The 14,440-nt window shown below is 41.2% G+C and carries 9 protein-coding genes and 2 tRNA genes; 4 read left to right on the top strand and 7 right to left on the bottom strand.

All coding sequences use genetic code 11. From position 1 onward, the window contains the following. Both ACMHKH_RS08175 and ACMHKH_RS08170 read left to right on the top strand, forming a co-directional pair. The coding region (locus tag ACMHKH_RS08175) for a hypothetical protein (protein ID WP_413520145.1) at positions 1–1,752 on the top strand (1,752 nt) is incomplete at its 5' end. Next, entirely contained in the window at positions 1,749–3,320 is a 1,572-nt protein-coding gene (locus ACMHKH_RS08170; RefSeq protein WP_413520144.1) for a hypothetical protein, read from the top strand. The genes ACMHKH_RS08175 and ACMHKH_RS08170, both read left to right, overlap by 4 nt. A gap of 56 nt (positions 3,321–3,376) precedes the next feature. On the opposite strand, the gene ACMHKH_RS08165 is transcribed toward ACMHKH_RS08170, so the two are convergent. The 7 genes from ACMHKH_RS08165 to ACMHKH_RS08135 all read right to left on the bottom strand — a co-directional run bounded on the left by ACMHKH_RS08165 (position 3,377) and on the right by ACMHKH_RS08135 (position 11,452). After that, positions 3,377–4,732 carry a tyrosine-type recombinase/integrase gene (locus ACMHKH_RS08165; RefSeq protein WP_413520143.1) on the bottom strand — a complete coding sequence of 452 codons (1,356 nt, stop codon included), beginning with the start codon at positions 4,730–4,732 and terminating at the stop codon, positions 3,377–3,379. Positions 4,733–4,895: 163 nt separating this feature from the next. After that, a tRNA-Leu gene (locus ACMHKH_RS08160) sits at positions 4,896–4,982 on the bottom strand. Positions 4,983–5,106: 124 nt separating this feature from the next. Further along, positions 5,107–5,180: transfer RNA gene (locus tag ACMHKH_RS08155), tRNA-Cys, on the bottom strand. A gap of 337 nt (positions 5,181–5,517) precedes the next feature. Next, the gene (fdhD, locus tag ACMHKH_RS08150) at positions 5,518–6,537 is read right to left on the bottom strand and encodes a formate dehydrogenase accessory sulfurtransferase FdhD (protein WP_413520142.1); all 1,020 of its coding nucleotides are present in this window, start codon (positions 6,535–6,537) and stop codon (positions 5,518–5,520) included. A 49-nt stretch (positions 6,538–6,586) separates the two neighbouring features. After that, positions 6,587–8,923 carry an FdhF/YdeP family oxidoreductase gene (locus tag ACMHKH_RS08145; RefSeq protein WP_413520141.1) on the bottom strand — a complete coding sequence of 779 codons (2,337 nt, stop codon included), beginning with the start codon at positions 8,921–8,923 and terminating at the stop codon, positions 6,587–6,589. Between the two features lie 193 nt (positions 8,924–9,116). Beyond that, positions 9,117–10,064 (bottom strand): c-type cytochrome, encoded by a 948-nt coding sequence (locus tag ACMHKH_RS08140; protein WP_413520140.1) that lies wholly within the window; start codon positions 10,062–10,064, stop codon positions 9,117–9,119. Further along, positions 10,064–11,452 (bottom strand): cytochrome c, encoded by a 1,389-nt coding sequence (locus ACMHKH_RS08135; RefSeq protein WP_413520139.1) that lies wholly within the window; start codon positions 11,450–11,452, stop codon positions 10,064–10,066. The genes ACMHKH_RS08140 and ACMHKH_RS08135 overlap by 1 nt, the downstream gene beginning before the upstream one ends. Positions 11,453–11,609: 157 nt before the next feature. Between ACMHKH_RS08135 and ACMHKH_RS08130 the strand changes: the two genes are divergently transcribed. Beyond that, positions 11,610–13,763 carry a PhnD/SsuA/transferrin family substrate-binding protein gene (locus tag ACMHKH_RS08130; RefSeq protein ID WP_413520138.1) on the top strand — a complete coding sequence of 718 codons (2,154 nt, stop codon included), beginning with the start codon at positions 11,610–11,612 and terminating at the stop codon, positions 13,761–13,763. Positions 13,764–13,766: 3 nt separating this feature from the next. Further along, positions 13,767–14,390, top strand: coding sequence for a response regulator transcription factor (locus ACMHKH_RS08125; protein WP_413520137.1), 624 nt, complete (start codon positions 13,767–13,769; stop codon positions 14,388–14,390). Positions 14,391–14,440 lie beyond the last annotated feature (50 nt).

Genomic DNA, 14,440 nt, shown 5'->3' with positions numbered 1-14,440 from the left:
AAGATAAAAGACTCGATCAAGAAAGTTAATTTTTTAGAAGTCAAGAAAGCTAGTCTGAGTCAAGAAGGCTCTATAGTTATTATGCTGAATGACGAAAACTTTGTAAGCATACCTAAGATGTCGAGCAGCAAATTCTCCGCTCAGGCACTTGTTGAAGTTATTAACGATGTCGTCGATAATTTTGACAGTTTTGAAGATGCACAGCAAAATGTTGCAATCGAGAATATGCATGAAGATCTAAAAATATCTTACATGAATATTATGGTTAGAATGACACTAGATGACGACGGTGTTATCGACGACAAGGAAGTGTCTGAGCTTTTATTGTTAATGACAAGATTGAAGCTAACTTCAGAGTCTAGAAATAAAGTTAGAGCTGGTATAGCTTACCCAGAAGAGATTTTATCCGTAGATGATTTGCTTGAAGCTATTGAGCAAAAAGCACCCATTGGACAGTTGAGAAATTTGCACATCTCTTTGTATAAAGATTTAGTAAATATACATTCAAGTTCTAAGGAAAAGTTTAACGATCAGTTTTCTTTTCTGATCAACATTTTGCCTAAGATTAATATCACAGAGGAAGATAAAGGAATCATTAAGCAGGCAATACAAAACGACAGGGCAGTACTAGAAGATGAAACTACTGACTCAGAAATCGTTGAAAACATGAAGAAGCTTAGTATGAATGCAGCCGCTGTTGGAACACCATTGGCAGCTATCTATATATCTGGCTCAGTAATGGGTCTTTCAGCAGCTGGTATTACTTCTGGTCTAGCTACTCTTGGCATGGGTGGTCTTTTGGGCATGTCCGGTATGGTTACTGGTATTGGCGTTGTTGTTCTACTAGGAGTAGGTACTTATCATGGGCTAAAGAAAGTGACTGGAACTGACATAATTGCTAAGCATGAGAAACGAAGGTTAATGCTTAATGAAATTATTAAGCAAAATCAAGAGGCAATCTCCCTACTGATGAAAGATATCAACGATATTGTAACTCAGCTCAATGAAGCCATGCAAAATAACTATAGTAATAAAGAGAATATTACTAAACTAGTCGAAATGCTGAAAACGATGTCTAAAGGCGGTAAGGCACTAGGCGATCTTAAGGATAGTGTTCAGAGCCAAGTATATAAGAGCAAATGCCCGACAATACTAGATTTAAATAAGCTTAGCGAATTAACTATGTCACCTTCTATGCAGCAATATAGAACACTTATATTAGATCATTATCATCAAACTATGGCTAAGAGAAAAATTAAGGATAATGAAGGTAATGAATCATTTGAAGAAATTGAAATACTTGTTTTGAAAAAAGATATAAATGTTGACGATGCAGAAAAGTTAATGCAGATTTTTGACATTATAGGTTACTTCAATACTTCTGATGTGCTATCGGCCAAAACTCGCTCTACAGCTACAAAATTTAAAAATGTGATCAAGAGCTATACAGAAAAGTCGGATAGCACTACCTCGTCAAGTAGCAATACTATATTTGAAGGTATAGGAGACGATATTGATGATGTTTCTTTGGAAGAGAATGACCCTGATACTCTAAATAACATTAGCAAGCCATCGCTTCAAAAAAATAATACTGAATTTAATAATGTTAATACAGATAAAGAGCTGTCTGAAAACAAAGAAGAAAACTCTTTCTTATCTAAAGAAGCCAAAAATAAAATTAATGAGTCTACTGAAAAAACTAAAAAATCAGTGGAGAAAACAGCGTCAATGTTAAAAGGTCTTTTTAGATGACTCAAAAATTCTTGGACGTAACTCAGCAAGCAAATGTCATGCTGGTTCAAAAGCATCTTACCGAAAAATCAGAGACTAAAATTGGTGAAATATCAAATGAGCTAGCCAAACTGAAGTCTAGTCAAGATGAAGTAGCCGTCCTAATAAGTGAAGCATACTCTCTCTTTGGTAGTATTGAAGATACAGATAGCGAAGAATTTATTATTCTCTCACGAGAGTTCTTTGCTGATTATGATGAAGAATTTTATTTCATTGATAATGAAGGTTATATATTAGAAGATAAGCCAAAAAAATATCATCAGATAGAACTACTTGAAGTAATCGACTATAACGCTGAAGAAAACTGGGATGATATTTATTCAGTATATGAGCAATATGCGTTAAGAAATGATATTGACTTGTCCAATGATCCGTTCAAGAAATTAATGTCTGAATCTCAAAGAATTGAGTTTGAGCAAATGGTGAAGCAAGATTTTACTTATCAAAAAGCTCAGTGCGATAAGTATGATTACATGTTAGCAGTAACTTGTGGAGCACTGTCAGGTATTATTGATATTTGCTTTGTATCTTTCAAGCTTGGTAGCGGCAACAAAGGTAATGTCGATGTCATTGATAACGGTCCTCTTACTAAGTCAGCAGATAAACTTGTAGATCAAGCAGTTATAAAGTTTGCAAAGTTAGTAGGCTGGGAAGGCTCAAGAGATGGTAAAGATACGATACAGAGTGCTATTGGATTTCTAGAAAAAAAGTATAGGATAAACTACGACCATAGACATACTGCAGATGTTGGTTCATTGTTTAGTATGAATACTAAAAATCATCATATTATGAGTTTAGGTCATTCACCTGATATAGTAGGTTTGTTTTTTTCAATACTAGATCAGTTTACTAGTCAAGCTCATTTTATTGCTGATGGTAAGTTAGTTTCAGTTGACTCTGAATTCAAACTTAAAGGTGGTAATTTCATTGCTAAAATATTTTGTGGTTTTGCAAACTGGTTGGGTCATTTATTTTCTGATATAGCAGGTTCTTCAGGTACTAGGGGACAATTTCCTAATAGAAGAGGTAGCGGCATTCCTATACCTTTTTACTCATTACTTCAGTTGTTAGATTTTGGAAAGTTCAATGTTAATGATAAAGATAAAGGTAGTTTCGCCCAAGCTTGTGTGATGGCATTTCAAAAAGGGTATGATGCCAGGCACGGTCTTGCAATGGCAGTCCCTGTTTTAATATGCGAACTGTTGACAAGACTCATGTACCTTGTTAAGCAGAAGTTTTATCACAAAAAAAGTTGGGCGGATTCAACCCCATCAATGGATAAACCAGAAGTAGTTAGAATGCTACTTGTCTCTCATGGCACACTATCTTTAATAGATGCAGGACATGCTGGATTTAAATCAGGGGGTAACTTAGTCGCATTTATTATGCAATCTAACGTAATTGCCTATGCAAGATTCGCTACAGTAGCCTTAAAAGAAGTTAAAAATTGGTATTACGTAGGTAAAGTGGACCCAGAAAAAATAGAAAGTTATCTTGATGATGAATACGCGCGAATGTTGTCAAGTTAGATTAAAAAGCTGAAAACAATCTTTTATTAATAGTATATTTTTCAAAGAACTTTATTTTAATTTTTAAGCATTTCCAATACTTCATTTTTACCAAGCTGATCAATCAATGCTTTCAATTGAGTAGTAGGGTCAGCTTTGGTTTGCGCATCTGCTCTAAACTCAGCTATCTCTTTGCCTTCTCTCAATGCATCTAAGTAATCAGCCCATTTCTGCATCATATCCGCTCTGTCATCAATGTACTCAAATCGACCGTAAGCCGTTCCATTAGGGTCTTTAGTCGTATGTCCCAATGCCATCTCAACAAGCACTAGAGAGTACTTTAACCGCTCTTGCAAGATAGTTTTTGCTGTTGCTCTAAAGCCATGGGCACAATGTATGTTTTGATAGCCCAAATTGTGCAGTTGACTATTAGCGGTAGCGTCTGAAATGATATGATGTTTTTTTGCTGTTTCGCTAAAAAAGACATATTCAGTATGGCCATTAATCTTTTGCTGTTCACGCAATATAGCCACGGCTTGATTAGGTAGGGGAACTACCATGTCTTTGACCATGTTCACCTTACCTTGGCCTTTTAAAGGCTTCAGCTGCCATCTGCCAGCCTCTAGATTAAGCTCGTCCCATCTCATACGTCGCAAGTCACCATTACGCACGAAGAGCATTGCTAATAGCCTAAGGGAGTTTATGATATTCAAATCACATTCTAAGGTTTCAATAGCTCGCAGTAGCTTAGCCAAATCTTTAGGCTTAGTGATGGCAGGACGATGACCATAGCTAGACTTAGCTAATTGACTCTTAATAAGCGCCGCAGGATTGCTGCTACAGAATCCACGAGCTCCAGCATAGACAAATACGTCACTAGCGATACCTGCACAGCGTTCAGCCTTATCTGTGGGCTTACCAGCTTTATTTAATGAGTTAGCTTGGATGTCTAGTAGTACCTCAAGCATTCTAGGTGAGCCAATGTCACTAATAGGTTCATTACCAATATAGGAGCATATAAGCTCTAAACGTCCTTTCTTACGAATGAGCGTATTACCTTTTTGAGTCTGCTCTAGTCCCTCAAAATACTCCCAAGCAAAATGATTAAAAAAGTTTTTATTTTTACTAATAAGACTATTCTTAAATTCTTCACGATGGTTTTTGGGGTCAATGCTACGGCTTAGCAGCTCTTCGTAGTCACGCCAGATTTCACAGGCACGCGAAAATGATACGTTTGGATATACACCAAGCGATATACGTTTATTCTTTGAATGAGTAGGGGACAGATAGCGATAAACCCAAGACTTAGTGCCATTAGGTCTGACCATGAGATAAAGCATAGGGTGATTTTTGACAGAAACTAGGTATTCTTTGTCATCGGCTTTATGACTGCTGATACTGCGATCAGAGCTGATAGGCTTGCGTGCTTCCATGACTGACACCCCAATGTACATTTAAAAACCAGTGTACATAGTAGTGTACATCAGATGCATAGATTGGGATAGATAGAGCAGGACAGTATAGAACACTAGATACAACAAATCCCCTGATATCAGGGGCTTTAGCTGTTCTATAAGATAGTATAGGACTATGTAATGGTACCCGGAGCCGGACTTGAACCGGCACGCTATTACTAGCGAGGGATTTTAAATCCCTTGTGTCTACCAATTTCACCACCCGGGCAAAACTTGTATTATCTATTTAGTAAGCTTTCTACTTGTTAGATAGTGGTCGTTATTATAAGCGTTTATATTAATAAAGCAAGCTAAAATTAATATGATACTAATAAAATTTTGACCTAAATAATTGGAGGCTGAGGTCGGAATCGAACCGGCGTTAACGGAGTTGCAGTCCGCTGCATGACCACTCTGCCACCCAGCCAATCAAGGACGCCTATATTAGCAAATATAATTTAAATTACAAGTCATTTTTTAGTTAAACACTGCTTATTTTCTAAATGTCTATAATTTGACCATATATTAACGATATTTGAGCTATTTATGAGTCAGTTTTAATAATGATTAATCTTTTCATCAATCTGCATAGCTCAAAATAACGCTATAAATTATCCACTATAATCTGCTACAGAGTATCTGACGTGTGTTAAATAATACATAGTCGTAAAATAATATTAAAGGATTAGCTGTTAAGGACGGGTTGTTATGAATACGAAGTAAACTAAATTAAAGGCGACAGGAAGTGTGGTGTATCAACAGGGTTAAAAACCTGAGTAATAAGTAACACGGTCATCACGTAAAAACCCTGCAAGCCCCAATCCATAGCGCTCAGCGACGCGTATTGCGGTACTAGTAGGGGCGGACATACCCACCAGCCAAGGTATCCCAGTACGGATAGATTTTTGTATGAGTTCAATCGATAGTCGCGAGGTCATCACCACGCAGTCCACTTCTATCTTGTGTCGTAACTTCCAGCCAATAAGCTTATCGAGTGCATTATGGCGTCCTACATCCTCGAATAGATGTAAATGCTGATCGTAGAGGGTGGCGGCAGCATGCACTGCACCTGTCAATTGGTGCGTATGTTGGGCGTTATTTACTCGTGTTCGTATATCTAGCAAACTATCAAGACATGGCATCTTTACTATAACCTGCTGCTTTCTTTGCGGCTTATTCTTTAAATAGCTACTTAAATCAGGCAATGCTTGTGTTAATCCTGTAATACCGCACATGCCGCAGCCTGTTCGTCCAGCAAGTTGACGTTTTTGGGCTTGGATACGTTGATGGCAACGTTGGTTCAAGACCAATTCCACCACATACACATCGTAATCGAGTAAATGTTCAAGGGCTATTGAACGGTTAACCTCGTTATTTGGATGCTCAATAAATTTTTCAAAGTGTGCGTTATCATTAGTATGAGTAACTTCCCAATCTAGCAGCTCATGGCTGTGCTGAATCAACCCTTCACTGTATAAAAACCCGATTGCTAGGTAATCAAGCTGACTGGGGCTTGCCATCAGTACCGCATAATGGATACCATTGATAACGATTGCCACTGCCGCTTCTACCGCCAAACTTGCATGGGCGTTATTAATATGAATTTGGCGCTTATCATTGCCATTAGTATCCATAAAGCCACTGCGGTCATCTTTACTTGACAGATAATCATGCTGTTGCGTTAAATGCTCTCGCGCCAGTGGCGTTACAGGTAACTCTATAATTTCAGCGCCCTTATTTACTAACGATTGAGCGCTGTGGTGAGTATTGTTTTTAACCGTCATAAGCACTCGTTATTTAGTATTATCGTTATCTTATAAATAGTATTTTTTATTAGGCCGATTCAGCCATGCCTATATTTATATTAACTCGCTGTAAAAGGACAGTTACCGACTTGTACGCTGGTATGTGGGAATCTGGGGCATGAGTGTCTAAGTCGAATAAATCATTACATTCTGGATAGTAGGTCGCGACAGCGTTTGCCGCAATATCCATTTCAGTCAATATTAATGGCCCTAAAGTACGTTCATTATCTGTACTGTCTTGACGTGAAATCATGACTTTATCGCCTTTTTGCCAACCTAAACGGCTTATCTCATCTGGATGCATAAATAACACATCACGGCGGTCGGTCTGCCGGTAGCGATCTTGGAAGCCAAAAATCATGGTATTGAACTGATCGTGACTACGCACACTGGTTAATTGCCAAACTGTATTACTATTATCTTGGTCATTATTTTGCTGATTTAAATGTGTATTAAGCGTCGCTGTTTTCTCTGCCATCTGCGTTGCAACGTGAGTAATAGGATATTTTGGCAATTCAAATTGAGCCTTACCACTGTCTGTATGCCACTCACGATGACGCGCAGGATGATATAAATTAAAGCCACGCTCAGCGGTACGAATACGCTGGTTAAAGTCTTCAAAGCCATCAATGGCTTGTGCAATATAATCACGAGTGATATCAAAATCTTCACTCATGGCTTGCCAAGGAATGGTAGACTCAGCGCCAAATAATTGGGTAGCAATATCAGCTACAATTTGTGCTTCCGACTTTAGCGTGTTACTGATAGGTTTTAGATGACCTTGGGTGGCTACAATTCGGCACATAGAATCCTCAATCGTCGCAAACTGCTCACCTTTAGCGGTCACTAGCCGTTCAGTACGACCGACGCAGGGCAAAATTAGATTGTCTACGCCCGGATATAACATGGTTTCATTAAGCTTGGTGCCGACAAAGACATTTAACTGGTTGGTGGTTAACGCTTGTTGGATGGCGCTGGTGTCAGGAGCGGCAACGGCATAATTTCCACCCATGCTGACAAAAGCTTTAATTTTGCCGTTTATTAAGGCTTTCGCGCCAGCAACGACATCAAGACCGTCTTCTTGTGGCATTGGGCGCTCAAAAACGCGCTCAAGACTATCCAGCAGTTTTTGGTTGGGGCGTTCATGAACGCCCATTGTGCGGTCGCCTTGCACGTTGGAATGTCCGCGCACTGGCGACGCGCCCGCACCGTCAATACCAATCATGCCCATCAGTAGCAATAAGTTCGTAATCATTGCGACATTATCATCGCCTTGCACGTGTTGGGTGATACCCATTCCCCACGTACAAATCGTCGCTGGACTATCTGCAACAAGGCGCGCAACATCAATAATTTCTTGCTGCGAGATACCGCAACCAAGCTCGATGTCTGCCCACGACTGCTGTTGAATCCATTGTTTTAGCGGCTCAAAACCTGACGTATGGGTATGGATGAAATCAGTATTTATTTTATTATTTTCAATAAGCCATTTTGCGATACCCGTTAATAGCGCAGTATCACCACCGATTTGGATTTGAATCACGTCATCGACCATGTCATCGCTGTTGCCCATCGCCATATGGGTTGGCTTTTGCGGATTTCTAAATCTTTTTAGACCTTGCTCGCGCATGGGATTGATAGATAAAATTCGGCAACCTTGCTTGTGTGCATGAGCGAGCATCTCGAGCATACGTGGGTGATTGGTCGCGGGGTTCTGTCCGAACATCATAATCAGCTTGGCTTGCTCAAAATCGTCTAATACCACTGTCGCCTTACCAATGCCCAATTGCCTAGTTAGCATGACCGACGTTGGCTCATGACACATATTTGAGCAATCTGGTAAATTATTGGTGCCAAAGCAGCGCACAAATAATTGATACATAAAGGCCGGCTCATTGGTGACGCGCCCTGATGTATAAAATAGTGCCTCATCTGGTGAATCTAGTTGCTTTAATTGCTGGGCGATACGTGTGTAAGCGTCCTGCCAAGAGATAGGGACATAATGGTCTTGTACCGCATCATAATATAGCGGCTCTGATAAGCGCCCGATATGCTCAAGCTCATAGCCTGACCACCCTTGCAGCTCAGTCACTGTATGTTTAGCAAAAAACTGTGCATCGGCGCGCGTAGACATCGCTTCGCTTGCAATCACTTTAATACCCGTCTCACAGACGTCGAGTGATTTATGACTATTATGGTCGGGCCATGCACAGCCCGGACAGTCAAAGCCGCCTTTGGGTTGGTTGCTGCCTAACACACTGATACTACCGCGCAAAAACGCCTTGTAATCCATCAGTTTACGAGTAGAAGCAATCAGCGCAGGCCAACCGGCTGCAGGGTGCGTATAAACAGGAATTTTGCGCATGATAGACCTCATAAATAAAAGATGATAAATAAATAATACTAAATGATCTCTACAGAATAACCAGTAAAAAATTGCAACTTTATCGTAAGCTTACTTCCATACCGATAAATATTCGGGCAATAAAAAACCTCAAAGTCATTAAACAATTGAGGTTTTTTTATCACTAACAGTATTATTGGTTCTTTAATTTTAGTTAATAACGCGCATCTTTTGGTTTTTTCTGGGTTGGCCAGTCATTCACTTTACCCGCAAAATCAGGGCGTGGTTGATGGGTGAAGAACTCGGCGACATCGATAGCATCTTGGTCACTTAAGACGTTGCCATGACCCCACAGTCCTTGGGTTTGGATACCCATTGGCATGTTATATTTAATAAAGGCGGCCGCTTTATAAGTACGCGCCATACCTGCGCCAATATTAAAAGACTTATCACCCCACAGTGGTGGAAAAACGATATCGCCACGACTGTCTTTGATGCCTTCACCGTTGTCACCATGACAAGTGGCACATTGAGCATGATAAATCTTTTCACCATGAACAGGGTCGGGTATTAAGGATTCATCAACTTTACCAGCATTATCGATATTGACTCTTTGGGCTTTCGGTGTCTTTTGTGACAACCATTCCATATACGCTAAGATGGCGAGCATCTCGTCTGATTCAGGCTTTAACGGCTTGCCATTCATAGAACGTTGGAAGCAGCCGTTAATACGTTTGGTCAAATCAATTTCTTTTCCGGCTCGTGGCATAACGCGCGGATAGAAGTTGTAACTGTTGATATATGGGTCGCCAAGTGGGATTTTACCTTGCGCGATATGACAGCTATTACAGTTCATCTCAGCGCCAACATGCTCGGGTAACAGGCGCTTGGTTTCGTTCAATAAGCGCTTGCCATAGATGATTTGATCGGCATTTGGCTCATCGGCAATAGAAGTATCTTGTGGCAGTACATAAGAGCCGATATCTTCGTTGGCATCGTCAGTGGTGACCAGCTTATATTCGACTGGATTACGCTCGGTAGGTTCTGGCTGTGAGCAGCCACTGATACTGATAGCAAGCACAGCGGTAGTAAGCACCGCTATAGAAAATCTGCGAGGGGCAACGCCAGCAATATTGGATGATTTGTTCGATGAGTTATTCATTATTTTGCTCCTTTTATTGCAGCAGCGTCAAGGCCATCGAGACTCAGGTCTGGGGCAATATCAGTGCCTGTTTTTGGCTTTTTGGCGAGGAATGCTCGCATTTTTACCACCTCATTGACCGTAATTTCAGGCGCTTGGTTGGTCCAGCTATTACGGACATAGTTGACCACTTCTGCGATGTCAGAATCAGCGAGATTGGTAAACTCAGGCATAGTAAATGCCATACGGTCATGCGGTGTTTCCGGCATACGGCCACCACCTAAGGTGATCTGTAACACAGAGTCTGCCTCTTTAGCATAAACAGCACTGTTACCATCTAATGCTGGGAAGATACGCGGAACACCTTTACCATCAGCACGGTGACAAACGGTGCAATACTCTACATATAACAACGCGCCACGTGAGTCATAGTTACCATCTAATAGTTTTTGAGTAGTGACGTCTTTTTTCACTGGCAGCGTCACTTCTTTGTTAGGGGCAGGGGTCAGTGTTTTTAGATACGATGACATGGCATTCAAGTCCGCGTCTGTCATATATTGGGTGCTGTGCTCAACGACTTCAGCCATTGCACCAAAGGCAGCAGTGGTATCGGTACGACCAGTTTTAAAGAAGTCATTTAACTCAGATACTGTCCAAGTTCCTAAGCCACGATGCTCGCCGCGGATACTTTTTGCGCGCCAGCCATCAATGACTGCACCGCTTAAGTATTCTTCAGAATCAGCATTGGTTAAGGCGATTTCTTGGAAGCCAATACCACGTTCGGTATGACAAGAACCACAGTGACCAGGACCTTCGACTAGATACTGACCGCGAGCGATAACTACATCATCAGTTTCAGGCACAAAGTCGCGCTTACGATCAAATAATACTTGCCAATAAGCCAGTGGCCAGCGCCAGTTTGCAATCGGTGGTAGCTCACTTTTTATATTAGGCTCATTTACCGCTTTGACATCTGACATAAAGAAGGCATACATCGCTGCCATGTCGTCGTCAGGCATGATCTGATAAGACGGATAGGGCATAGCGGGGTATAATGCGCTATTGTCACTACGGACGCCGTGCTTAACGGCATTTTTAAATTGATTAAAGGTATAGTTGCCAATACCTGTGGTTTTGTCAGGAGTAATATTGGTAGAGTAAATTGCCCCAAGTGGGGTCAGCATAGGCAGGCCACCGGCATAATCTTCACCACCAAGGGTAGTATGACAAGCGACACAGTCAGCGGTACGTGCAACATAGGCGCCCTGCTTAATTAAGGCAGGGTCAGTAATATTAACCTCAAGGTCACTGTTGGTCGTTCGCATATTCGGCAGTAGTTGCCCAATAATAAAGGCGACGGCCAGTCCGATAACTGCGGCAATAAGTATAATTAATGGCCACTTTTTCATAAGTACGCCCTCCATAGTGAGATAGCTAGCAAGCTTATTATTAAAAATTTATTTATTAAGCTTGGCTAATTTAAAGATACAATCTTGCTATACAGTATAGGATGATGCGTAATATCATGATATTGTGGAAAACCACATTGATTTTAGGGTTTTATTGATGATGCAAATGTGGGGTATTAGGCAGCAAGTTATATTGTCTTTCAAAGTGCAAACTCTGTTTGGCATTATGATTGTTATGGCATTAGTCATTTTTCTAGTTAACCATCGGGCAAACGCACAAACCTATTATCTGGGTGTGCTTGCGCCGCAAGGAGAGTCTGTCGCTCAGCAGCGATGGCAGCCGTGGCTTGATACCCTTAATACTCAGCTATCAGATGACATTGTCGTGCTAGTGCCACTAGCGCTTGAGAATTGGCAGGAACAAATAGAGGCACAACAGTTTGCCTTTGTGCTAGGGCCGCAAGTACAATTTATCAAAATGGATACGATGGGCTGGCGCTGGCTTGCGACCTTGCAAGCGAATACGCAAACGGTAAATTCAAATGAATTTAAAATGTCTGATGTTAAACAAGCTGACTTTAAAACTGATGAGCAATACAAGCTATATAGACAACTGCAAAACGAGCTTGCGCTAGCTAAGGAAGCTATCGCTGATAAGGTAATAAATCAGCCTAGTGCGATGGAGCAGATTGCCAGTGTCTTGTGGGTAAAAGCTGATAGTGATATTGAACAATTGCGAGATTTAAAACAGCGCAAAGTAGTGGCGGTTGATCCCGATGCCTTTGCCGGTTATTTACTGGTAGCCCATTTATTACAACAGAATGGCGTGTTACCAAGCGACTACGAAACCCAGTTTGTCGGTTATCCCATTGAGCTGACTTTGAGTACGCTGGCAAGTGGTGCAGTAGATGCGGCGATAGCGCCGCTATGCTTAATGGAAGAGATGGCAGGGCAAGGTAAGATTGAGCAAACACAATATCGACTGCTTAATCCCGTCACGACAGCGTCTAATTGCCAATCTTCGACCAAGATTTATCCCAATTGGACACTAGCCGCAACCAGTCAAGCGCCAATAGCGTTAACCGAGCAGATTAATCAGTATTTATTCGCTGCAGGAGCGCAAAGCAGCAATGGCAGCAATGGCAGCGCTAATACTGACATTAATAATATTGATGTTACTACTATGCATAATAACGCAGAGTTGCGCTGGCTAGCACCTGAATCAAACAGTGATGCTGAACGTATATTGTATGAGATGCAGCAACATCCTGCCCAAAAACAGTTAGCGGTACATATTGTAGACTGGATAAAATCACATCGATGGTGGATGAGTATTATCGTTTTTATTATAGTAATATCAACGATTAACTATGGCTGGATGAGTTGGCTGGCATGGCGTCGTCGGCAACAAATACTCGCTCAAAACCGTCTCATTCGCGATTATGACCAGCAATTACGGCAGTCTGAACGTTTTGCGGTCATTGGTGAGATGAGTGGCGCGATTGCCCATGAAATTAATCAGCCGCTTGCCACCATTCAAAATTATGCTCAAGGGCTATTGATTCGCAGTCAAAATAATAACGTAAATGAAGATGTGATAGAGCAAAAAAGGGTTGAGACAGCCTTACAGCAAATCGTCAATGAAACAGAGCGTGCGGCGGCTGTCATAAAAAATATCAGACATTGGGCAGGACGGACGAAACCTACTGAGGTGAGCGTTGACATTGCAGCGACTTATGAGCAGTGCGTATGGTTACTCGGAGACAAAGGCACAGACATTAATTTTTGGTTTGCCAGCGACTGCCAGCACTTAAAATTGCCAAGCTTATTATTGGATCAATTATTGATTAATAGTGTGCTTAATGCGCAACAGCAAGGAGCAACGAATATTATGCTACGCTGTGAGATAGAAGAGTATCAAGGTGGTGATTGGCTCGTCCTGCGTGTTACAGACGATGCTGGTGGCTTTAATGAGGCGCAGCTTAACAAAAACAACATAAAGAATGAGTCACAGACTTACTCAAATCATCAGCATTCTATTTACTCTACCAAGCCAGAGGGTTTAGGATTGGGTTTGATGATATGTCAGCGCCTCTGTAAATCGCTCAACGGTAAAATGACGATTGCTAATGTCAACGCAGAGGATGAGCTTGCTAATGTACAAATGATTCATCGTCGTTATCAGCAGTATTTAAAACCGTCGATTGCTAATAAAAGTCATATAAGTCAGGCTATTAAAAGCTATCCATTGGCGCATAAAACAGGGGCGCAAGTGTCCTTTTATTTACCAACCTCTTTTATCTTAAGGTAGAGCATGTCTTCTTCTGAGCACTTAAATGAGCTACTTGTCATTCATATTATTGATGATGAAGAAAGCGTGCGCTATTCGTGTGAGTTTTTAATAAATAGCCTAGGTTTATCAACCCAAACTTGGGACAGTGCGTTGACGTTTTTACAGCAAGTGGATATTTATGCGCCAGCGGTTGCGGTGAGTGATTTGATGCTGCCTGATATGAGTGGTCAGGAGTTGCAAACTCATCTTAATAAACAGCAGAGTCCCATCGCCTTGATAGCTTTAACCGGTAATGGCGAGATTGACGACGCGGTAGCAATGCTAAAGAATGGCGCTGCTGATTATTTAGAAAAACCTATCGGTATTCAGCGTTTACAAGAGGCTATTCACCATGCGCAAGCCATAACGCTCAAACGCGCCAAGCTTTACTATATTCGCACTCTTTATGCCCAACTGACCGATAAAGAAAAACAAGTCGCTAATGAGATCATGCAGGGTAATCTTAATAAAATTATCGCTGACCATTTGGATGTATCTGTACGCACAGTTGAAGTACATCGCTCACAGGTAATGAAAAAGATGCAAGCACAGCATGTCAGTGAGCTGATTCAAAAACTTGTGATATTAGATTCTGAATTGAGATAACCATCGACGATAGTTTTTATATCAAATCAAAAGCAAAAAACGCCTACGGT

The sequence above is a fragment of the Psychrobacter glacincola genome (genome assembly GCF_965118485.1).
Taxonomy (GTDB): Bacteria; Pseudomonadota; Gammaproteobacteria; order Pseudomonadales; family Moraxellaceae; genus Psychrobacter; species Psychrobacter glacincola_D.
This window is presented reverse-complemented; position numbering and strand designations above follow the sequence as displayed.

What these genes read in the sequence shown, in the direction of transcription:
- ACMHKH_RS08170 (WP_413520144.1), top strand. Translation starts at nt 1,749, where the DNA reads ATGACTCAAAAATTCTTGGACGTAACTCAGCAAGCAAATGTCATGCTG.
- ACMHKH_RS08165 (WP_413520143.1), bottom strand. Translation starts at nt 4,732, where the DNA reads ATGGAAGCACGCAAGCCTATCAGCTCTGATCGCAGTATCAGCAGTCAT.
- fdhD (WP_413520142.1), bottom strand. Translation starts at nt 6,537, where the DNA reads ATGACGGTTAAAAACAATACTCACCACAGCGCTCAATCGTTAGTAAAT.
- ACMHKH_RS08145 (WP_413520141.1), bottom strand. Translation starts at nt 8,923, where the DNA reads ATGCGCAAAATTCCTGTTTATACGCACCCTGCAGCCGGTTGGCCTGCG.
- ACMHKH_RS08140 (WP_413520140.1), bottom strand. Translation starts at nt 10,064, where the DNA reads ATGAATAACTCATCGAACAAATCATCCAATATTGCTGGCGTTGCCCCT.
- ACMHKH_RS08135 (WP_413520139.1), bottom strand. Translation starts at nt 11,452, where the DNA reads ATGAAAAAGTGGCCATTAATTATACTTATTGCCGCAGTTATCGGACTG.
- ACMHKH_RS08130 (WP_413520138.1), top strand. Translation starts at nt 11,610, where the DNA reads ATGATGCAAATGTGGGGTATTAGGCAGCAAGTTATATTGTCTTTCAAA.
- ACMHKH_RS08125 (WP_413520137.1), top strand. Translation starts at nt 13,767, where the DNA reads ATGTCTTCTTCTGAGCACTTAAATGAGCTACTTGTCATTCATATTATT.